Raw genomic sequence first — 20,148 nt, 5'->3', positions numbered from 1 at the left:
TTTTTATTAATCTACAATAGATTTCATTGTTTTTAACAAAGCAATGAAGGATTCTTATTGTCAAAATTCAACATATTCACACACAAATTGTTTACATCAATGTGTAGGATAAATATCTAATTTTTTAAAAAATAAAAAAATGCATTTAACACCACGCGAATTAGAAAAGCTAATGTTACATACTGCTGGAGAGCTTGCGTTGAAACGTAAAGCAAGAGGCGTAAAATTAAATTATCCAGAATCTATTGCGCTTATCAGCCACTTTATTTTGGAAGGAGCAAGAGATGGGAAACGAGTTGCAGAATTGATGCAAGAAGGAGCAAACATCTTAACAACTGACGATGTAATGCCAGGAGTTGCAGAAATGATACACGATGTACAAGTGGAGGCGACTTTTCCTGACGGAACAAAGTTGGTAACGGTTCATAATCCTATTCGTTAATTCTAAAAAATAAAAGAAAATGATACCAGGAGAAATTTTTGTAAAAGAAGGAACAATTGTTTGTAACGAAGGTAGAGATACGGTAAAAATTAATGTGATTAATACAGGAGATCGACCAATACAAGTTGGTTCTCATTTCCACTTTTTCGAAGTAAATAAAGCGATGCTTTTTGATCGTGAAGCTGCTTTCGGAAAACGATTAAACATTATTTCAAGTACAGCTATTCGTTTTGAGCCAGGAGAAGAAAAAGAAGTTGAATTAGTAGAAATCGCTGGTGACAAAAAAATGTACGGATTCAGCAATTTGGTTCAAGGTTCTATAGAATCAGACGAGCAAAAACAACAAGCATTAGAGAATATGAAATCTCACAATTTTAAAAGTCTTTAAAATGAGTTTAGAAGTAGACAGAAAACAATACGCCAATATTTTAGGCCCTACAACGGGAGATAAAGTACGTTTAGGAGATACAAATCTTATTATCGAAATTGAAAAAGATTTTGGACATTATGGTGATGAATCAATTTTTGGAGGAGGAAAAACTGTACGTGATGGTATGGGACAAAACTCTACAAAATTGCGTGCAGAAGGTGTTTTAGACCTTTGTATTACTCGTGCAATTATTATTGATCACTGGGGAATTGTAAAAGCAGATATCGGTATCAAAGATGGTAAAATCGTTGGTATTGGTAAAGCTGGTAACCCAGATACAATGGACGGAATTACCGAAGGAATGATTATCGGAGCTTCGACTGAAGTACACAATGGAGCTGGAATGATTGTGACAGCTGGTGGTATCGATACACACATTCATTACATTTCTCCACAACAAATTAATACTTCTTTATTCAGTGGTATTACAACAATGATTGGTGGAGGTACAGGACCTAATGATGGTTCTAATGCAACAACGGTTACGCCAGGAAAATTCAATATTCAAAAAATGATGGAAGCGACTGAGTCTTTTCCAATGAACTTTGGATTCTTCGGAAAAGGAAACTGTGCAACTGTTGAGCCAATCGAAGAACAAATAGAAGCTGGAGCTTTAGGAGTAAAAATTCACGAAGACTGGGGTGCAACACCATCTACAATTGATGCAGCATTGAAAGTTGCAGATAAATATGATGTACAAGTTGCGATCCACACCGATACGTTAAACGAAGGAGGTTTTTTAGAAGATACAATGGAAGCGATCAATGGTCGTGTTATTCATACATTCCATACAGAAGGAGCTGGTGGAGGCCACGCGCCAGATATCATCAAATCTGCGATGTATCCAAATGTATTACCAGCATCTACAAATCCAACTCGTCCTTATTCAGTTAACACAATTGATGAGCACTTGGATATGTTAATGGTTTGTCACCATTTGAGTAAAAATATTCCTGAAGATGTAGCATTTGCTGATTCTCGTATTCGTCCAGAAACAATTGCTGCCGAAGATATTTTACATGATATGGGTGTTTTCAGTATCATGAGTTCAGATTCTCAAGCAATGGGACGTCCAGGAGAGGTGATTTCAAGAACTTGGCAAACGGCAAGTAAAATGAAAGATCAACGTGGAGAAATTGCAGAAGATAAAGGTCATGACAATGATAACTTCCGTGCAAAACGTTACATCGCAAAATATACAATCAATCCTGCAATAGCACACGGAATCTCAGATTATATCGGATCTGTCGAGGTTGGTAAAATTGCCGATTTAGTAATCTGGAAACCTGCCATGTTTGGTGTTAAACCAGAAATGATCTTGAAAGGAGGATTTATCGCAGGTAGTAAAATGGGAGATCCAAACGGATCTATTCCAACTCCACAACCAGTTATTTATAGAAATATGTTTGGTTCTTTCGGTAAAGCAGTTCAGAAAACGAATATCACATTCGTTTCTCAGGCTTCTATTGATAACGGAACAATTGACAGTTATAATTTGAACAGAGTTTTCTTACCTGTTAAAAACTGTAGAAATATTGGTAAAAAAGATTTGATTCACAACGATAAAACACCAAATATTGAAGTGAATGCAGAAAATTATAAAGTATATGTTGACGGAGAATATATTACATGCGAACCATCGGAAGTTGTTCCTTTAGCTCAATTGTATTATTTATTCTAATCATTAAAAATAGGCTCAGACAACGTGCTGAGCCTTTTCAAATTTTTTAATGAAATAATAAAATCAGGTTTTTAAGTATAAATGATAAATTTTAATCAAATAGTTTTTTCAATTGCAGTAATTGGAATGTCATTGATTTCAGGGAAAATGAACGGGCAAATCTTAGGAGGAATGAGATTGAAAGACAATGATGAAGGTCCAAAAGGACAATTTTCACTATATGGTTCATTGGATTATTCTAAAGTTACGTCGCCATCTGGTCGTAGTAGTAACGTCTCAAGTGCTCCGATTGGTATAGGATATTTCTTTAATAATAATGATGCGATTGGGGTTAACTACGCATATACAGAAGATAATATCAATCATCAAGTTGTAAGCAAACAAAATGAAACAGGGATTTGGTATAGTCCGTCCTTGGCGCTTGGAAAATATTTTACGCTAATTGCGCATTTTGATGTGCATTATGTTTGGGGACAACAATTGTCTGAAACAACAGCATCTATGGAAAATTTTAATGGTTTTCGATTGAGAGGTTATCCTATGATTGGGATTGTTTTAGGCGGCGGCTGGGGATTGAAATTTAGATTTGCAGATTTTTCGCTGTTAGAAACAAAATCAAAAGAAGGTTGGACAAAAACATCTGTTGCTGGAGTTAATGGCTCTGCATTTGGAATGGGCGTATCTAAAAATATCGATTTTAGAAGAAAAAATTAAGCAAGATGATTATTAATGAGAGAATAGGAAGTGTTGCAGAACAATCAATTTTACAATCAATTGATTATTTGGATTTAGATTGGTACGAAACAACCAAGAGAATTCAACGCAAAAGAACAAGAGGTGGAAAGGATGTCGCGATCAAATTTTTGAAAGATAAACAACGTTTGCACGATGGAGATATTCTTTTTATAGATGACGAAACGGCAATTGTTGTGAATGTTTTAGAAACCAAAACGATTGTGCTTTCTCCTCAATCTATTCTCGAAATGAGCGCACTTTGCCACGAAATAGGAAACAAACATTTACCACTTTACAATGAAAATGATTTGTTGCTTATGCCTTTCGAATTGACCATTTTTCGCTGGTTAGAATCATCTGGCTACAATCCAAAAGTTCAAGATTTAAAACTCCTACATCTATTGAATGCCAATGTAGATCATCATCGCGAGACCAAAGTAGGAGGTTCAATGTCTACAAAAAATCTGAAAATAAAATTATCGTAAAAAGATAAAGAATGAAACAAGAATTTTTAGCAAGTTTATTACATATTTCTGATCCTACTTTACCGATTGGTGCTTATACGCATTCGAATGGATTAGAAACTTATATTCAGAATGGAATCGTTAATAACAAGCAAACGGCGCAAGAGTTTGTAGAAAATATGATGAAATATAATCTGAAATATAATGATGGTGCTTTTGTAAAATTAGCCTACGAAGCAACTCAAAATTCGGATTTGAATGAAATTTTGAAATTAGATGAAGAATGTTCTGCTCTAAAAGCGCCAAAAGAAATCAGACAAGCAAGTCAAAAATTAGGCTTGCGTTTAATCAAAATTTTCAAGCGTCGTGTAGAATCAGAATTTGTTGAGGAATACGAGCGAAACATCAAACAAAACATCGCTTATTCTAATTACGCGATTGTTTTCGGAATTTATACCAGTTTATTACAAATTCCACTTTACGAAGCATTGTTTGCTTTTTACTACACTTCGGCTTCTGGAATTGTAACAAACGCAGTGAAATTAGTGCCTTTGGGACAATTGGATGGACAAGATTTGATGTTCGATTTGTACGAAACAATTTCTCAAACAGCCAAAGAAACAATAGAATTAGATAGAGAATATGTAGGTTTATGCAACACATCGTTTGATATCAGATGTATGCAACACGAGCGCTTATATTCTCGCTTATACATGTCATAAATTTTATAAACAATATTCAAAATGGAAAATAGAAAATATATCAAAGTTGGAGTTTGTGGACCTGTAGGTTCTGGAAAAACAGCTTTATTAGAAAAATTAAGTCGAAAAATGTTTAGTGATTATAATTTAGGAGTGATCACAAACGATATTTTTTGTTCAGAAGATGCCAAATTTATGGCAAAAAATAGCCTTTTACCAGAAGATAGAATTATTGGCGTAGAGACTGGAGGTTGCCCTCATACAGCGATTCGTGAAGATGCAAGTATGAATTTGGAAGCAGTTGATGAATTAGCAGATCGTTTTCCTGATATTGAATTGATTTTAATTGAAAGTGGAGGAGATAATTTAGCTGCAACATATAGCCCAGATTTGGCTGATGTGACGATTTTTATTATAGATGTAGCCGAAGGTGAAAAAATTCCAAGAAAAGGTGGACCTGGTATCCAACGTTCAGATTTATTAATCATCAACAAAATAGATTTAGCGCCACACGTAGGAGCAAGTTTAGAAGTGATGGAAAGCGATACAAAACGCATGAGAAATGGAGCACCTTTCGTTTTCACAAATCTAAAAACAGAAGAAGGTTTGGACAGCGTGATTGGTTGGATTAAAAAATATGCACTTTTAGAAGAAATCGAAGAACCAAATCTTTTGAGATAAGATGGAATGTAGATTAGATATTGTTGCAGGGTACAAGGAAGGTAAATCGTTCGTCAAAAATTTATACGTCGGTAAACCTTTCCGTGTTGTATCTGTTGGGCAACGAAAATTAGATAATAAATTATATCAAATGACGATGACTTCTTCGCCTGGAATTTTGAATGGCGACGAATATATTCTGAATATTGATGTAGAAGATAATGCTGCGTTACAGTTACAATCGCAATCATACCAACGATTGTTTAACATGGATGATGAAGCAACGCAAAAGTTAACGATTAATATCCACAACAATGCGTCGTTTGCCTATGTGCCACATCCAGTTGTTCCGCATGAAAACTCTAATTTCAAAAGTAGCGCTGCTATTACAATTGGAGAGAATAGTCAAATTATTATTAGTGAGATTATTACCTGTGGACGTAAACATTCGGGAGAAGTTTTTAAGTTAAAACGTTTTCAGAATTTGACTGAAATCTATCATCAAAACAAATTAGTAGTCAAAGATAATGTCTTAATTCAACCCGATTTAATTCCGATTAGTAGTATTGGTATTTTAGAGAATTATACACATCAAGGAAGTTTTATTTTCTTTAGTACAAAATCAGAAACGGATAAAGTTGCGTTGGTAGAAACATTATTAGAAATTGCAAAAAAACATACGAATGTAGAAATTGGGATTTCTGTTTTGGACGGAAATGGTTTCGTCATAAGAGCTCTAAGTCAAGGAGGAGAAGCAATGTATAATTATTTCTTGGTTGCCCAAGATTTACTTTGGGAATTATAGAAACAAATAAAAAATCATGGACAAAATTTTAACGAAAGTTCCATTTATAGATCAAGTTCTAAAAGGTTTAGGACAAATCATGTTGCAAGAAAACAGTAGTACAGGTTTATTGTTTTTGATTGGTATTTTCTTAGGAAGTATAGAAGGAGGAATTGGCGCAATTGTTTCGACAGCAGTTGGGACAATTACAGCAATCTTACTAAAATATAACAAAGAAGAAATCAACGCAGGTTTATATGGATTTAGTGCTGCTTTAGTTGGTGTGGCATTAACAATTATGTTCGACTCTACTTTTCTTATCTGGATTTTGTTGGTGGTTGCTTCTGCTTTAGCAGCGATTATTCAACATTTTTTTATCAAAAGAAATATTCCAGTTTTTACTTTACCATTTATTCTATTAACATGGTGTTTAATCTTCGGAATTCACCATTTTACAACAATAGGACCTGCAACTGCAGGAAATACTATAACTTTATTAGAAACAAACGATTTGTTTACATCAACAAATGGTTTCGGAGAAGTAATCTTTCAAGGTGGTCCAATGTCTGGTATCATCTTTTTTATTGCCGTTTTTATAGGTTCGCCCGCAGCAGCTTTGTACGGTTTGGCAGCTTCTATTTTTAGTGCAGAAATTTCAAATTTATTTGGAGAACCAGTAGAGCAAATTCATATGGGATTATTTGGTTTTAATGCTGTTTTAACAGCAATTGTATTTGCTGGAACTAAACGAATAGATGGTTTTTGGGTTTTATTAGGTGTTTTTATCACCGTTTTGATAGATGTTCTATTTGTTAAAATCAATATTTTCGCATCATTTGGAGGAGTTCTTACATTTCCTTTTGTTGTAGGAACTTGGTGCACATTATTTATAAAAAAATATACTGATCGATTTTTTGGAGTATAATGTAATTTGGCATAAAATTCGAAGAATAAAAACAGTTTCATTTTAAAAAGCATTGCGATGGAAATGATATCAAACTCACAATACAAAGAACTATTTCTAGCTCATCTAAGTACCCAAGTTTTAGGAAATAATGAGGATATACAGTTATATCGATTAGAATATTATCTAAAAGATATTTTAATGCCCGTTATTCCATATAGAACAACATTTAATTTTATCATGTTTGTCACGAAAGGAAGCATGAAACAATATTTAGAGAACAAAGAATATGAAGTAAACGAAAATGAAATAATTTTTATAAAACAAGGAACCATTACTGCAACAGTAGAAATGTCCGATGATATAGAAGGTTTCTTTTTGGCGTATGAAAATCATATTTTATCTGAACTAGAATTGCCAAAATATAAATCGAGTATTTTCTTGATGTCGCCTTATTTATCACTCGATGCGGTTACTTTTCAAACCATTCATCAATTATTGTTTTTAATGGAACAAGAAATTTTCTTGAATAGCCTTGAAATTAATGAGATTATTATCGCGATGTTACATGTTGTTTTATTAAAGTTACTTAATATCGATTACAAAAAGATTCCGAGTACAACTACGCGTCCAATGGAGCTTTCTCTGCAGTTTAAAGATTTACTTTTTAAACATCATATAGAAGAAAAGAAAGTCACTTTTTATGCAGATAAATTATTTGTAACAGAAAATTATCTCAACAAATGTGTGAAAGATATTACGCAAAAGAAGCCGAAACAATGGATTAACGAAACGGATATTAATTATAGCAAAGCATTATTGCATTCAAGTAAAAGAATTTCTGAAATTGCCTTTGAGCTTAATTTTCAGACCGCTTCACATTTCACTCAATTGTTCAAAAAAGTCGCAGGTATCACACCAAAAGAATACCGTGAACAAATCTGGAATTCTCAATGTACTAAAAATCCAGTTTTTTAAACAAATTGAATAGATAATTTTAAATACATATCTTTTGTATTTAGAAAAATTTTCTAAAAATAATCTTATTTGTAACAAATGTTACAATCTATTTTGATACGGTCAATTACTTTTGTTTTTGTATTTCATAAAACAAATGATTGCCCGTATAGTTTATTTTGGATTGTTGCTATTTACTTTTTTTCCTTTTGTAGAGTCGTCTGTGGCGTTACTTTTAGGGATTGGTTATGGCTTAATTTTTCAGAATGAATTTGGGGAAATCTCAAAGCGATATTCAAAGAAATTATTGAATATTGCAATCATTGGTTTAGGGTTAGGTTTGAATCTTCACGAGGCAGTTTCGGTAAGTAAAGATGGATTTTTTCTCACTTTTATTTCTGTGTTAAGTGTTTTTACATTAGGATTTGTATTCTACCGATTATTAAAAATCAATAAGAATACATCGCTGCTGATTACTTCAGGAACTGCTATTTGTGGAGGAAGTGCCATTGCCACAATTTCTTCGGTTTTACAACTAAAAGCGAATCAAATTACCATTGCTATGGCAGTTGTGTTTGTGTTGAATGCGATTGCATTAATGATTTTTCCGTTTATTGGACATTATTTTCAGTTATCGCAATATCAATTTGGTTTGTGGTCGGCAATTGCAATTCACGATACAAGTTCTGTTGTCGGTGCAGCCAAACAATACGGTGAACAAGCTTTAGAAGTTGCAACTACTGTGAAATTGAGCCGAACATTATGGATTTTTCCGTTGGCTTTATTAATTGGTTATTTCAACAAAAAAGAGAACTCTTCTTACAAATTTCCTTATTTTATTATTGGTTTTATTGCAACAATGCTTATCGCTACTAATTTTCCTCAAGGCGAAAAAGTTTATCACATTTTACAAGGAATTTCGAAACAATAAATGGTTGTTGCTTTATTTATGATTGGCTCGTTGATTAACATACAATCCATCAAACAAGCAGGTTTTAAAACCTTATCATACGGAATTTTACTTTGGATTTTTATCTCCATTTTATCTTTGGTTTTGGTTTTAAATTATTTTTAAAATCTTTATTCTTTCTATTTTAAGTCTGTAACATTGGTTACTGTCGATTTTTTTTTAGCAACTTAACTTTGCTTAACAAATTAGAAAAGGTTAAACCATAAAAATATCATATGTTTTTTCAACACATTTTTGAAAAGTCATTGGCACATTCAAGTTACCTTGTAGGTTGTCAAGCAAAAGGAGAAGCAATTGTAATCGATCCAAAAAGAGATATTGATATATACTTAAAAATAGCAGAAGAAAATAAGCTGAAAATTACGCATATTGCAGAAACACATATTCATGCTGATTATCTTTCTGGTAGCCAAGAGTTAGCTTATGTAACAGGAGCAAAGATGTATTTGTCTGATGAAGGAGGTGAAGATTGGCAATACGATTTTGAACATATCGGATTAAAAAATGGCGATAAAATAGAAGTTGGAAATCTAATTTTTGAGGTGATGCATACACCAGGTCACACGCCAGAAAGTATTAGTTTCTTATTAACAGATACGCCTGCGACGAAAGAACCGGTTATGATTTTTACTGGAGATTTTGTTTTTGTAGGAGATATTGGTCGTCCAGATTTATTAGAAGAAGCTGCTGGATTAATTGGTACTAAAGAAGTAGGAGCGAAGCAGATGTTTGAATCGTTGAAAAAATTTCAAGCATTGCCAGATTATCTACAAGTTTGGCCAGCACATGGAGCAGGTTCTGCTTGCGGAAAAGCTTTGGGTGCTGTAGCAAGTACGACGGTTGGTTATGAGAAAATCAGAAATTGGGCGTTGCAATTTGATTCGAATGAAAAAGGATTTGTTGATTATTTATTGGCAGATCAACCCGAAGCACCAGCTTATTTTGCAATGATGAAAAAGCTGAATAAAACAAAACGTCCTTTGTTGATCGAAGTTCCGAAATGGGCTAAATTAACATACATCGAATTTGAAAAAGCGAAAGATTTTGGAATGAAAGTGATTGATGCGCGTATCAAAACAGATTTTTCTCAAATCCATTTACCAGGAACATTAAATATTCAAAACAATAAAACATTCAATACTTGGATGGGTTGGATGGTAAATTATCAAGAACCAATTGTGTTGATTGTAGAAGAGGATGAAGTAGAAGAAATGACACGAAAATTGATGCGAATTGGTTTGGATAATGTTTATGGTTATATTACTTCAACAGATATGTTGAGTAATTTTAGTTCTTTAGAATCTTCTATTTTTATCGACGCAGATACAATGGAAAATTACATTGGAAATGAAGAGATTCAGATTTTAGATGTTAGAGGGGAAACAGAATTTAAAGAAGGTCATATCGAAGGAGCGAAGCATATTTTTTTCGGTTATTTACCAAAAAGATACAATGAATTAGATCCAACTAAAAAAATTGTCTTGCATTGTCAAGCTGGAGATCGAGCAACGATTGCACAAAGTTTTTTGGAATCGAAAGGTTTTGAAGTTGAAAATTATAGTGGAGGAATTGCTGATTGGAAATTGAATCAAAAATCATTAGTGAAATAATATGTTTTTTTAAAATATTTTAAAAATGTTGACATCAAATTCGAATGTAGAAGTAGAGCTCGTACTACTCAAGCAGTAACAATTTTAAATAAAAATGACAGTAGTTGCTTAATAATTCTTCTTAGAATCAAGTACAACTACTGTCAAATTATTTTCTTACTATTACTTTTTCTTTACGTATTTTTTTGGATTTTTTTTGAATTCAACTTTACAGCTTTTACTACAAAAACCATAAATTTTCTTTTGATAAATTGCGGTATCTGTTAAGAATTGTGCGGTATTCATTCCACAAATAGGATCTTTCTCGTTTACAACTTTTACTTTTAGTTTTTGTTGAGCAAAAATTGAAAAAGAGATGATGAAGAATGTTAATGTTAATATTTTTTTCATTGTTATTGATTTTTAGATTGAAATAAATTGTAATTAAAAAAGAAACCTATTCTGTTTTTTACTTCGATTTCTCCCGAATTTAAATCAGAAAGTATAGGTTGAAAATATTCTATACCAAAATTAAATTTTCGAGCAGCTGCTTCTAATCCTAATTTCGCAAATTGAGCTTTTCCCTTAGATTTTGGAATCGTCTCCCCAAATTGTTCATTTTTATAATAAAATTCGTTTTGAAAACCGACTTTTCCAAGTAATTTTAATTCATTGTTAATGAAAAGATGTTGTAATTGAATTAATTGATTCCATTGATCTCCAAATTTGTATTTCTTCTTATTCTCTCCTTTCAAGTTGTAGTCTGTTACTAATTGTAAAGTCGAATTCTTATAAGCTAATTGGTAATTTATTGCAAACTGAGTATCCCAACTTCCTGTACCTAATTGAAAACTTGGATTGGTTGTTTCAGCATTTGCTTGATTAAATTTTGCGATTGGAATTTTTAAACCTATTGCAGCACTTAATCCATGTTTTAGCTCGTTAGAATTTGTATTTGATTTAATAACTTTAACTATTCCCATCATATTTAAATCTCCAATACCAGAAATAGAAGAAGAGTTTTTACCTTCTTTATTATGAAAATGGTAAGGAATGCTAGCATTGATGTCAATTCTATTATTTATTGGAATTCTTGCCCATAATTGAATGGTATTGAATTGTTGCTTTTGTGTTCTTTTATTAGAAAAAGCATCTTCTTTAGCTTTATAAGATTGATGTAGATAACGAATACCAACGAAATTTGAATTTATAAGATTTTCAATTCCATTTGAGGTTGAAGTTGCAGAACAACCGCAAGCATCACAATCTAATTCTAAATCATATAAATGAGAGATTACAATAGAATCATTATCTGTATGAGCAAATAATGAAATGGGTGTAAATAATATAACGAAAAATAAATTGATATATAATTTCATTTGGATAGATTTAAAATTCTGCATAAGCAGGGTTATTAATAAATGAGTAATCAGTTAATGTATTTAGAAAAGAGATAATTGCCTTTTTTTCTTCTTCTGTCATAGGAATTCCAATTCGATTATTTTGTTTGAGTTGAGAATCCAAATTTTTATCATTTTGTACACCTTCTGAATAAAAATTCAAAACAGCTTCTAAACTATAGAATCGTCCATCGTGCATATAAGGTTTGGTCATTTCAATATTTCTTAAACTTGGAACTCTAAACTTCATAAAATCAGTCGAATCTAATGTCACACGATATAAACCTCCATCTTTGTATTGTTTATTATAATACATTCCTGTATTTCGAAAAGACTCATCTGTAAAAAGTGTTCCTTTATGACAGCTTGAACATTTCTGTTGAAAAAGTTGTAAACCTTTTTTTTCGGTTTCGGTTAAATTTGTCTCTTTCCTTAAATATTGATCATATTTAGAATCTTTTGATACAACTGAAGCCATAAACTGTCCTAATGCGCTGAGAATACGATTTGCATCGATTTTATCATCTCCAAAAGCATTTTTAAACATTTTTCGATAAGAAGAATCTGATGATAATTTCTTAATGATTTCGGGAAAAGTAGTATCCATCTCTTCTTCAGCTGTAATAGGAGAAATTGGTTGTTGAGCTAAATCATGAATAACGCCATCCCACATAAATCGATTTAGAAATGCCAAATTTTGAATAGGAGGAGCATTTCGAATTCCTAATCGATCATCAATTCCATGACTAACAGGATGTCCGTGGTGAGTAAAGGCATTTTCTTGAATATGGCAAAAAGCACATGAAATAGTATTATTTCTAGATAATCGACCTTCATAAAATAGTTTTTTTCCTAACTCAACTCCATTTTTAGTTAACGGATATTTATCTGTATCAAATGTTATTTTAGGAAAATAAGAAGGAACTTCTAATTGATAAGGTTCATCAACGATTTGTCCATAATCAATATCATCATCGTTACAACTTAACAAGATGAATAAACTGAATATAATTGTTATTATTTTATTCATTGTTTGTAGAATTATGCGGTGTTTTATAAACACCGCTATAAACTTTATTGATTTTTTTCATCGTTATGTACATGATCAACTCGAAACATATTTTGTATGTTCTCTGTTACCAATTGTGCAAAGTTGGAAGATCCCATAATATTATTGTTCGACTCATCTAATGTCAATTTATGGTTACCACTTAAATAGGTATTCAAATTTGCCATAATATGAATAGATGGCTTAATCTTAGAAGTTACTCGTGCAGATGTAGGTAAATCTAATGTTACTTCTTTATATAAATCTTGAACATTATTTTTGTTAATATCTCCCATATTTCCTGTGTGAGTTAAAAAGAATGTATCAGTAGTAGTTTTGCCATAAAAACCTTCTATTTTAAAGAAAACATAACCAGCAGCCCAAGCCCAAGTCATTCCATTTTTCTTTGCTTTTTCCCAAAAAGTAGCTTGTCCAGTCTGGCCTAATAAATAAGCTTTCTGAGATACACCAAGTCCAAAACGTACTTTTGTATATTTATTTTGAGGAATATTATCCAAATTTAAATAAACGACATTAGCTATTGCAGAATCTTGATTAATAACAAAAGCGCCTTTGTCTGGATCGTTTTTATGATAATCAAATTCATTTCCTTTTTCGTCAATTAATGTGATGTTAGAAATGATATATTTTAATTTTGTTAATTTATGTTTTTGTCCGTTTGATGAGGTTTGTGTTGTTTGATCTAGAACAATTCCTCCCAAATTATCAAATCCATTTTCAAACTTTAATTGAATTTTACCTGTTTCAGTTGATTTAATTTCAGAGAAATCATCATCGTTGTTGCAGGAAGTAAATAAAGTAAGTAATGCGATAAATGATAAGTTTAAAAAATATTTGATTGTTTTCATTGTAATAATTGTTTAATTTTTTTGAATAAAAATGCTGTTGGAAAACAATAATTGTTCTCCAATACTGAATATTTGTTCTATTAATTAAACAATTGGAGGTTTTAGATATTTAAAAACCCAATCGATAGAATAGGATGATTGCCAAAAGAATCGATGTTTTATTTTTACAATAAAATCTTGAATAAATGGAATATCTAAACATTCGAAATGTATATAAATTTCTGCAAATCGAATATTCTTTACTAAAACCGAATCAGATTCTTGTTCCGTTTCTTTTAGTTGCTTCGATAAATAACATTTTCCATTGCATTGCATTTCTGGTCGCTCTTTATTGATACAATATTCATCAATAATCTTCTCCTGAGTACTAATGAATACAGTAAAAGGAATTAGTGATCGAAAACCAATTAAAAGCACGAACAATGCAATCAATAAACAATTGAAACTTTTGACAAATCTTATATGAAATGTCAACTTGATTAAATGTTAATGAGATAATAATTTGATAAACAAGAATTATTTATCAAATAGGAGGCTGAAGTTGTTGATCTAATTGATATTGAGTTTCGAAAGCTAACTCGATAGTCGAAATTTTTTCAATAGATTTTGTAAAGGTAGATGTGTTAATTTCGAAGGTAGGTTGATAAATAAAATAATCAATTGCACGCAAAGAAACTTGAATTTTATTATCATCATTTTGTTCATCATTAACAGTCTTGGAAATTTGTTCTTTCAGATAACAAACTCCATTACACAATAATTCTGGACGCTCTATATTAACACAATATTCTTTAGAAATCTTATCATAATTTACCAAATAGTCAATAACTGGTAGCAATGGTCTACAAGTTATTAGAACAACAGTTAGTATGAAAAGGTAAGATTTCAATTCCTTAAAATTTTTATAAAATTAGACAGTTTTTATTTATTTTGAAAATGAAGATTATCAGTTTTTTCAGAAATTGAATTCAAGTTCCTTTTTATTGAAATAATCTTAAAAGGTTTATATTTTTTAGATTGAGAAAGATATCGTAACTTTGAATTAATCATTTTAGGATCAATTTATGGCAAATTTTATCGACATCTATAGAAGAAACAACCAATCGTGGTTGTTTTTGTCGTTGGCATATTTGCATGATGATACTTTCTTAAGAAGCTCGAAAGAGTTTATCAACTAATCCCTGTTACGACTCGAGACAGGGAACCTTCTATTTTTTTTCAATTATCAATTATTTTCAATTTTCTGTAAGGAGATTTGTATCAAATTTTAGCGAATTTTATTTTCGGTCATTTGATATTTGAGTCTTAGGAAATCTTCTTCGAATGATTGAAAGTTTAACTAAGAATTTATCAAAATGACAACAAATATTATTTTAACAACAGGATTATACGATTTAATTAAAGACCATTTAAGAAGAAAAAAAGTAACAGCAGAACAAGAAAATATCTTGACAAAAGAATTGCGTCATGCAGAGCAAATTTTGAGAAGAGATTTGGCGGATAATATTGTGACTGTAGGGAAAAAAGTAACAATAAAAGAATTAAATTCAAATCAAGAATATCAATTAAATTTTGTTAGCCCAGAAAAGGCAAAACCGAAAAAAAATCGCCATTCTATTTTGATGGATGAAGGTTTGGCAACTATTGGATACAAAAAAGGTGATGTAGTAGAGTGGCCAACAGAAAAAGGAACAAAAAAGTATGAAATTTTGAATGTAGAAACTGTAGCTTAGTTTCTTAATTGAATAGAAAAACCGAGCAAGTTTGCTCGGTTTTTATTTATATTTTTTTAAAATTACACATCTATATGAGAAGCTATAATAGGTTTTCCGTAAAATATAGTGGCATTTTCTTCAAAATTTTTAGCATTATCAGTTGTATGAAAAGTTAATGAACCATTTTTAGAACATTGTGTCTCAACTTCAGGATGACGATGTAGATAGTCAGTTAATTTATTCGCTACCAATTCTCCTTGTGAAAGAATTGTTACATTTTCTGGTACATATTGTGAAATGACGGGAAGAAGAAGCGGATAATGTGTACAAGCTAATACAATTGTATCGATTTCGGATGATTGATCAAATAAGCGTTGAATATCTTTTTCTACGATATTATTAGCTGCTTTACTGTTAATTTCATTGTTTTCAACTAGTGGAACCCAAAGCGGACAAGCATGTTGGAAAACTTTTATATTAGGATGAAACTTATTAATTTCAATTTTATAAGATTCTGATAAAACAGTTCCTTGTGTTGCTAAAACCCCAACTTTATTATTTTTTGTGTATTCATTTATTGATTCAGTTGTAGGACGAATTACACCTAAAACTTTTTTACCTTCTGGTAAATCATTTTGTTGAATTGTTCTTAAAGCTTTTGCAGAAGCTGTATTGCAAGCTAAAATAACTAAATTACAACCTAAGTCAAACAATTTGAAAACACATTCTTTTGTATATTCATAAACTGTTTCAAACGAACGAATTCCGTATGGAATACGTGCATTATCACCTAAATAAATATAATCATATTGCGGTAATTTTTTCTGAATTTCCTTGAAAACGGTTAAACCTCCATAACCAGAATCAAAAACACCAATTGGTCCTTGCATTTTAGCTGTCTTAATTTGATGATAAAATTACAAAATGTATTGCAAATAAAAATGAAATTATAAATTCAAAAAATGATCCTTTTTAGGAGTCAGAATTAATTTAAAAATAAATAATATGATTCCTGTAATTTGAATAATAGAAGCTAAAAATAGCATCAAATTGGTAGAAATAATAAAATGAAAATGGGTGATTTTACACAAAATGCCAATTATAAATAGAATTGAACCAAAAAGAAAAATAATAAGTGGAAATATAAATCTCATAATTTTCTAAATTTTTAAAATCCCTCTAAAACCACGTGCAGCATAATATGATTGGGCGCCGTTGTGATAAACAAAAATAGTTCCGTAACGATAATCACCAAATATAGCACCTCCTAATTCTCTAATTAGTTCTGGAGTTTTTAACCAACTTGACGTTTTTTGATCGACAATTTCTACAGATTGTAATAAACGATATTCGTCTTCAGTAAGTAACTCAATTTTCATATTTTTTGAGACATCAATCGCATTATTTTTTGGTTGATGTTCTTTGCGAGACGTTTGTCCTTCGTAATCATACGCCAAACTTCTACGCTCTTTTGGACTTTCCGTCGAACAATCTACAATATAATACTCGTCTGTTTTATCATCATAAAAAATAACATCAGGTTCTCCTCCGGTAATTTCCATTTGATGTAAAGACCAATTTTTTTCAGGTTGATTAATGATTTTCTCTTCAATTTTTTGCCAATCTAAACCTTGATGTCTGTGCATATTTTTCTCAAAACGTTCTTTCAAAATCTGAATGCAGTTATTTTGTTCTGATGGAGTTAGTTCGTTTTGAGACATAATTGATTGATTTTTTAATAAGTTTCTAAATAAGTAAAAATTTTTATATTAGTATTTTATTTATAGAGATTTAACTACTATTTTTTATTAAAAAGGTAGCTAAATTATAATAATATTAAAGTATAAAAATATGAAAAGTAAAATTATATTCTTGATTTTTTTAATTTCAATAACATTAAATGCTCAAAATCAAGATTATTCTTATGTTTCTCAAAGAGAATTTTTAAAAATTAACTCTTATCCTATTGAAAGTTTATCAGAATATTATTCTGATATTCTTAATTTTTTACTGATAAGTCCAAGTCAAGAGAAAAAAGAAAAATTTGGATTTATTTTTTCTGATGGAAGAATGTTTAAGTCAGGAGAATTCGATTATGCTTCAGATTTTAAAGGAAAATATGCAAATATTATTAAAGATAATGTTCCTGGGCTTTTATTTAAAAATGGAGATACAAAGTACTTTCCTGAATATGATATAACTTATTGGAATGAGGATAATCTTGGTTTAGCAATCAAAAATAATAAGTATGGATTCATTGATAAAAAAGGAAAAGTTATTGTTTCTTTAAGTTATGATGATGCATTTCCTTTTTATAAAGGGTATGCTTCTGTAAAAAAGGGTGAAAAATGGTTATACATTGATAAAAAAGGAAATGAATTAGAATATTTAAAAGAATTAGAAACATCATACAAGCCTATTATTGAAAATAAGGTTTTAGTAAGTGATACAAAACAAACTAAATCTATAAAAAAAATAAGTACAATTACTACAGTATTTGTGGAATCAATGACTCAAGTAAAAAGTAGTGTATATCCTGAAAATTTATATGATTTAAAAAGAAAAAAACTACTAAATTTTTCCAATTATGATGATATTTCTGGTTATTATGAAAATGGGTTAATGAAGGTTATGAAAAATGGAAAAATAGGTTTTGTAGATGAAAATAACCAAATAGTAATTCCAATAATTTATGATCATGTTAATCAAGTTTTAAAAGAAATGATAGTTGTTAAAAAAGGTGAACTTTGGGGAGTCATTGATATTCATAATAATATTTTAATCCCTTTTGAATATAATTACTTGAGTTCTTTTTATGAAGGATTAGCATTTTTCACAAAGGACAAAGGTTTAAAAAAGATTGGTTATATTAATTTATCTAATCAAATTGTTATTCAACCAGAACTAGAATTTCACTGGTATGGAAATTTTAAAAATGGAATGGCAGTAGCTAAAAAAAATGAAAAATTTGGGTTTATTGATAAGAAAGGGAAATTTATAATTCCAAATAAATATATAGAAGCATATCCTTTTGTTAATGGAGTAGCTCTTGTAAGATTAGATAATAAAAAATTTACATTTATTAATATAAAAGGAGAAAATATTTTAAAAAATGATTATAAACAACTTTATCCTTTAAAACACGGATTTGCAAGATATATTAATTAGATATAATAACCCACAGTATTTAGTATAAAATTAATAGCCTCGTTTAAAATTTTTAAGCGAGGTTTTTTCTATAATAATTTTTTTATAAGATTAATCTGAAAATTATATACATCATCTTCCAAATTGTATAATCTTTTGAAATGAAGTTGTACGAAATTTGTAACAGAAGATTTTGTAAATTTAAATGAAGTAAATCGCTCAAATTCGAAAATATAACATGGAAAATACAAAGAAATTATTTATAAAAAATATGGTTTGTCATCGCTGTAAAGTAGTAGTAGGACGAATTTTGAAGATGAATAACATTGAAACAAATCATATCGAATTGGGAGAAGTTGAATTGAAAAATCCTATTGATAATGAACAATTAGAATTGGTTCGGAATGAATTAGAAGAAGTTGGTTTTGAGTTGATTGATGATAAAAGAAGTAAGTTGATTGAACAAATAAAAACATTGATTATTCAGCTGGTTCATCAGGAAAATAACGAACTTAAAGTCAATTTATCTGATTATTTGAGTGAGAAAACTAATTTGGATTACAAATATATTTCGAATCTATTTTCAGAAATGGAAGCACAAACTATTGAAAAATATTTTATTCAGCAAAAAATAGAAAAGGTCAAAGAATTAATGATTTATGACGAATTATCGTTGAGTGAAATTGCGTTTCAATTGAATTATTCGAGTGTGGCACATCTTAGTGCACAATTCAAAAAAGTAACAGGGTTAACACCTTCTGTTTTCAAACAATTGAGCAAACATACGCGTCGAGCAATTGATAAAATATAAATCAAAAATTATGAAAAAATATAGTTTTTTAGTTATCGGAAGTTTTCTTGCTTTTGCTGCAAATGCACAATTTAAAAATCAAGAAACCAAACAATTTCAAGTGAAAGGAAGTTGTGCAAATGCAAAAGAATTAATTGAAAAAGCAGGAAATCAACCTCGAATTTCGAAAGTAGATTTTGACACAATGACTCAAACAGCTTCGATTTCATATAATAAAGCAAAAACAAATTCGAACGAAATCTTGAAAAATATTGCTTTAGTAGGTTTTGATAATGCCGAATATATGGCGCCTGATGAAGCTTATGCAAAATTGGAAAAAGATTGTCAATATTCTCGGGATAAAAAAATGTTGATGAACCATCAAGAAATGGATCATTCTACTCATAATCAAACTGAAGCTTCTCAACAAAAAAATCAATTGTCACAAGTTTTTGATATTTACTTTTCGTTGAAAGATGCTTTTGTAAAAGCAAATGAAAGTGAAATTTCGAAACAAATTACTGCATTTACTAAATCAATTTCTGTTGTAGAAATGGGTAAACTTTCACATGAATCGCATATGGTTTGGATGGAAGTTTTGAATGATTTAGAAACAACTTCGAAACTATTATCGCAAGAAAAAAATATTGAGAAACAGCGCATAATTTTTGCAAAATTATCACAACCAATGTACAAATTAGCTCAAAAAGCAAATTTAGGTTACACAGTTTATTATCAAAATTGTCCAATGTTTGACGGCGGTTCGAATTGGTTGAGTAAAGAATCAGCTATTAAAAATCCTTTCTACGGAAATATGATGTTGACATGTGGAAGCACAGTTGAAACATTGAAATAATAATTA

At 30.4% G+C, this 20,148-nt stretch carries 24 protein-coding genes; 16 read left to right on the top strand and 8 right to left on the bottom strand.

The window, feature by feature from the left end:
* Window positions 1-139: 139 nt before the first annotated feature.
* The 12 genes from ureA to N5D46_RS08330 all read left to right on the top strand — a co-directional run bounded on the left by ureA (window position 140) and on the right by N5D46_RS08330 (window position 10,338).
* Entirely contained in the window at window positions 140-442 is a 303-nt protein-coding gene (gene ureA / locus N5D46_RS08385) for an urease subunit gamma (protein ID WP_038336653.1), read from the top strand.
* Between the two features lie 19 nt (window positions 443-461).
* A complete protein-coding gene (ureB, locus tag N5D46_RS08380; RefSeq protein WP_038336652.1) occupies window positions 462-830 on the top strand; it encodes an urease subunit beta in 369 nt (122 codons plus the stop codon).
* Window position 831: 1 nt separating this feature from the next.
* On the top strand, window positions 832-2,553 hold the full coding sequence (ureC, locus tag N5D46_RS08375) for an urease subunit alpha (RefSeq protein ID WP_180906406.1): 1,722 nt from the start codon (window positions 832-834) through the stop codon (window positions 2,551-2,553).
* Window positions 2,554-2,634: 81 nt separating this feature from the next.
* Entirely contained in the window at window positions 2,635-3,267 is a 633-nt protein-coding gene (locus tag N5D46_RS08370) for a hypothetical protein (protein WP_038336650.1), read from the top strand.
* Window positions 3,268-3,272: 5 nt separating this feature from the next.
* Complete coding sequence (locus N5D46_RS08365) at window positions 3,273-3,773, top strand: urease accessory protein UreE (protein WP_038336649.1); 501 nt, start codon at window positions 3,273-3,275, stop codon at window positions 3,771-3,773.
* An 11-nt stretch (window positions 3,774-3,784) separates the two neighbouring features.
* Window positions 3,785-4,474 carry an urease accessory protein UreF gene (locus N5D46_RS08360; protein ID WP_038336648.1) on the top strand — a complete coding sequence of 230 codons (690 nt, stop codon included), beginning with the start codon at window positions 3,785-3,787 and terminating at the stop codon, window positions 4,472-4,474.
* A gap of 21 nt (window positions 4,475-4,495) precedes the next feature.
* Complete coding sequence (ureG, locus tag N5D46_RS08355; protein ID WP_038336646.1) at window positions 4,496-5,134, top strand: urease accessory protein UreG; 639 nt, start codon at window positions 4,496-4,498, stop codon at window positions 5,132-5,134.
* A 1-nt stretch (window position 5,135) separates the two neighbouring features.
* Window positions 5,136-5,918, top strand: coding sequence for an urease accessory protein UreD (locus N5D46_RS08350; protein ID WP_280049724.1), 783 nt, complete (start codon window positions 5,136-5,138; stop codon window positions 5,916-5,918).
* A 16-nt stretch (window positions 5,919-5,934) separates the two neighbouring features.
* Window positions 5,935-6,822, top strand: coding sequence for an urea transporter (locus N5D46_RS08345; protein WP_180906408.1), 888 nt, complete (start codon window positions 5,935-5,937; stop codon window positions 6,820-6,822).
* 57 nt (window positions 6,823-6,879) lie between these two features.
* Entirely contained in the window at window positions 6,880-7,779 is a 900-nt protein-coding gene (locus N5D46_RS08340; RefSeq protein ID WP_180906409.1) for an AraC family transcriptional regulator, read from the top strand.
* A 136-nt stretch (window positions 7,780-7,915) separates the two neighbouring features.
* Window positions 7,916-8,689: a YeiH family protein gene (locus N5D46_RS08335; protein ID WP_260392416.1), complete on the top strand. Its 774-nt coding sequence runs from the start codon at window positions 7,916-7,918 to the stop codon at window positions 8,687-8,689.
* A gap of 284 nt (window positions 8,690-8,973) precedes the next feature.
* Entirely contained in the window at window positions 8,974-10,338 is a 1,365-nt protein-coding gene (locus N5D46_RS08330) for an MBL fold metallo-hydrolase (RefSeq protein WP_280049723.1), read from the top strand.
* A gap of 162 nt (window positions 10,339-10,500) precedes the next feature.
* Here the strand turns inward: N5D46_RS08330 and N5D46_RS08325 are convergent, their stop codons facing one another.
* The 6 genes from N5D46_RS08325 to N5D46_RS08300 form a co-directional block, all read right to left on the bottom strand.
* On the bottom strand, window positions 10,501-10,728 hold the full coding sequence (locus N5D46_RS08325) for a YHS domain-containing protein (protein ID WP_038334051.1): 228 nt from the start codon (window positions 10,726-10,728) through the stop codon (window positions 10,501-10,503).
* 2 nt (window positions 10,729-10,730) lie between these two features.
* Window positions 10,731-11,696, bottom strand: a complete 966-nt coding sequence (locus tag N5D46_RS08320; protein ID WP_280049722.1) for a hypothetical protein — start codon at window positions 11,694-11,696, stop codon at window positions 10,731-10,733.
* Window positions 11,697-11,706: 10 nt separating this feature from the next.
* Window positions 11,707-12,747, bottom strand: a complete 1,041-nt coding sequence (locus tag N5D46_RS08315) for a cytochrome c peroxidase (protein ID WP_125350618.1) — start codon at window positions 12,745-12,747, stop codon at window positions 11,707-11,709.
* A gap of 44 nt (window positions 12,748-12,791) precedes the next feature.
* Window positions 12,792-13,634 (bottom strand): MbnP family protein, encoded by an 843-nt coding sequence (locus N5D46_RS08310; RefSeq protein WP_280049721.1) that lies wholly within the window; start codon window positions 13,632-13,634, stop codon window positions 12,792-12,794.
* An 84-nt stretch (window positions 13,635-13,718) separates the two neighbouring features.
* Complete coding sequence (locus N5D46_RS08305; protein WP_280049720.1) at window positions 13,719-13,949, bottom strand: hypothetical protein; 231 nt, start codon at window positions 13,947-13,949, stop codon at window positions 13,719-13,721.
* 208 nt (window positions 13,950-14,157) lie between these two features.
* On the bottom strand, window positions 14,158-14,472 hold the full coding sequence (locus tag N5D46_RS08300; RefSeq protein WP_114999329.1) for a hypothetical protein: 315 nt from the start codon (window positions 14,470-14,472) through the stop codon (window positions 14,158-14,160).
* Window positions 14,473-14,989: 517 nt separating this feature from the next.
* Here N5D46_RS08300 and N5D46_RS08295 point away from each other — a divergent pair.
* A complete protein-coding gene (locus tag N5D46_RS08295; RefSeq protein WP_280049719.1) occupies window positions 14,990-15,367 on the top strand; it encodes a GreA/GreB family elongation factor in 378 nt (125 codons plus the stop codon).
* 62 nt (window positions 15,368-15,429) lie between these two features.
* Here the strand turns inward: N5D46_RS08295 and murI are convergent, their stop codons facing one another.
* Window positions 15,430-16,239 (bottom strand): glutamate racemase, encoded by an 810-nt coding sequence (murI, locus tag N5D46_RS08290; RefSeq protein ID WP_280049718.1) that lies wholly within the window; start codon window positions 16,237-16,239, stop codon window positions 15,430-15,432.
* Between the two features lie 270 nt (window positions 16,240-16,509).
* Window positions 16,510-17,070 (bottom strand): DUF4256 domain-containing protein, encoded by a 561-nt coding sequence (locus tag N5D46_RS08285; protein ID WP_280049717.1) that lies wholly within the window; start codon window positions 17,068-17,070, stop codon window positions 16,510-16,512.
* A 130-nt stretch (window positions 17,071-17,200) separates the two neighbouring features.
* Here N5D46_RS08285 and N5D46_RS08280 point away from each other — a divergent pair, with 130 nt between their 5' ends.
* The 3 genes from N5D46_RS08280 (at window position 17,201) to N5D46_RS08270 (ending at window position 20,142) form a co-directional block, all read left to right on the top strand.
* The gene (locus tag N5D46_RS08280) at window positions 17,201-18,517 is read left to right on the top strand and encodes a WG repeat-containing protein (protein ID WP_280049716.1); all 1,317 of its coding nucleotides are present in this window, start codon (window positions 17,201-17,203) and stop codon (window positions 18,515-18,517) included.
* 217 nt (window positions 18,518-18,734) lie between these two features.
* Window positions 18,735-19,307: an AraC family transcriptional regulator gene (locus N5D46_RS08275; protein ID WP_114999350.1), complete on the top strand. Its 573-nt coding sequence runs from the start codon at window positions 18,735-18,737 to the stop codon at window positions 19,305-19,307.
* Between the two features lie 10 nt (window positions 19,308-19,317).
* Complete coding sequence (locus N5D46_RS08270) at window positions 19,318-20,142, top strand: DUF3347 domain-containing protein (RefSeq protein ID WP_280049715.1); 825 nt, start codon at window positions 19,318-19,320, stop codon at window positions 20,140-20,142.
* Window positions 20,143-20,148 lie beyond the last annotated feature (6 nt).

Source organism: Empedobacter sp. GD03865 (genome assembly GCF_029840775.1).
In the GTDB taxonomy this organism is placed as follows: Bacteria; Bacteroidota; Bacteroidia; order Flavobacteriales; family Weeksellaceae; genus Empedobacter; species Empedobacter falsenii_B.
This window is presented reverse-complemented; position numbering and strand designations above follow the sequence as displayed.

Coding starts and splice junctions, on each gene's coding strand:
- ureA (WP_038336653.1), top strand. CDS start 140: ATGCATTTAACACCACGCGAATTAGAAAAGCTAATGTTACATACTGCT.
- ureB (WP_038336652.1), top strand. CDS start 462: ATGATACCAGGAGAAATTTTTGTAAAAGAAGGAACAATTGTTTGTAAC.
- ureC (WP_180906406.1), top strand. CDS start 832: ATGAGTTTAGAAGTAGACAGAAAACAATACGCCAATATTTTAGGCCCT.
- N5D46_RS08370 (WP_038336650.1), top strand. CDS start 2,635: ATGATAAATTTTAATCAAATAGTTTTTTCAATTGCAGTAATTGGAATG.
- N5D46_RS08365 (WP_038336649.1), top strand. CDS start 3,273: ATGATTATTAATGAGAGAATAGGAAGTGTTGCAGAACAATCAATTTTA.
- N5D46_RS08360 (WP_038336648.1), top strand. CDS start 3,785: ATGAAACAAGAATTTTTAGCAAGTTTATTACATATTTCTGATCCTACT.
- ureG (WP_038336646.1), top strand. CDS start 4,496: ATGGAAAATAGAAAATATATCAAAGTTGGAGTTTGTGGACCTGTAGGT.
- N5D46_RS08350 (WP_280049724.1), top strand. CDS start 5,136: ATGGAATGTAGATTAGATATTGTTGCAGGGTACAAGGAAGGTAAATCG.
- N5D46_RS08345 (WP_180906408.1), top strand. CDS start 5,935: ATGGACAAAATTTTAACGAAAGTTCCATTTATAGATCAAGTTCTAAAA.
- N5D46_RS08340 (WP_180906409.1), top strand. CDS start 6,880: ATGGAAATGATATCAAACTCACAATACAAAGAACTATTTCTAGCTCAT.
- N5D46_RS08335 (WP_260392416.1), top strand. CDS start 7,916: ATGATTGCCCGTATAGTTTATTTTGGATTGTTGCTATTTACTTTTTTT.
- N5D46_RS08325 (WP_038334051.1), bottom strand. CDS start 10,728: ATGAAAAAAATATTAACATTAACATTCTTCATCATCTCTTTTTCAATT.
- N5D46_RS08320 (WP_280049722.1), bottom strand. CDS start 11,696: ATGAAATTATATATCAATTTATTTTTCGTTATATTATTTACACCCATT.
- N5D46_RS08315 (WP_125350618.1), bottom strand. CDS start 12,747: ATGAATAAAATAATAACAATTATATTCAGTTTATTCATCTTGTTAAGT.
- N5D46_RS08310 (WP_280049721.1), bottom strand. CDS start 13,634: ATGAAAACAATCAAATATTTTTTAAACTTATCATTTATCGCATTACTT.
- N5D46_RS08305 (WP_280049720.1), bottom strand. CDS start 13,949: ATGCAATGCAATGGAAAATGTTATTTATCGAAGCAACTAAAAGAAACG.
- N5D46_RS08295 (WP_280049719.1), top strand. CDS start 14,990: ATGACAACAAATATTATTTTAACAACAGGATTATACGATTTAATTAAA.
- murI (WP_280049718.1), bottom strand. CDS start 16,239: ATGCAAGGACCAATTGGTGTTTTTGATTCTGGTTATGGAGGTTTAACC.
- N5D46_RS08285 (WP_280049717.1), bottom strand. CDS start 17,070: ATGTCTCAAAACGAACTAACTCCATCAGAACAAAATAACTGCATTCAG.
- N5D46_RS08280 (WP_280049716.1), top strand. CDS start 17,201: ATGAAAAGTAAAATTATATTCTTGATTTTTTTAATTTCAATAACATTA.
- N5D46_RS08275 (WP_114999350.1), top strand. CDS start 18,735: ATGGAAAATACAAAGAAATTATTTATAAAAAATATGGTTTGTCATCGC.
- N5D46_RS08270 (WP_280049715.1), top strand. CDS start 19,318: ATGAAAAAATATAGTTTTTTAGTTATCGGAAGTTTTCTTGCTTTTGCT.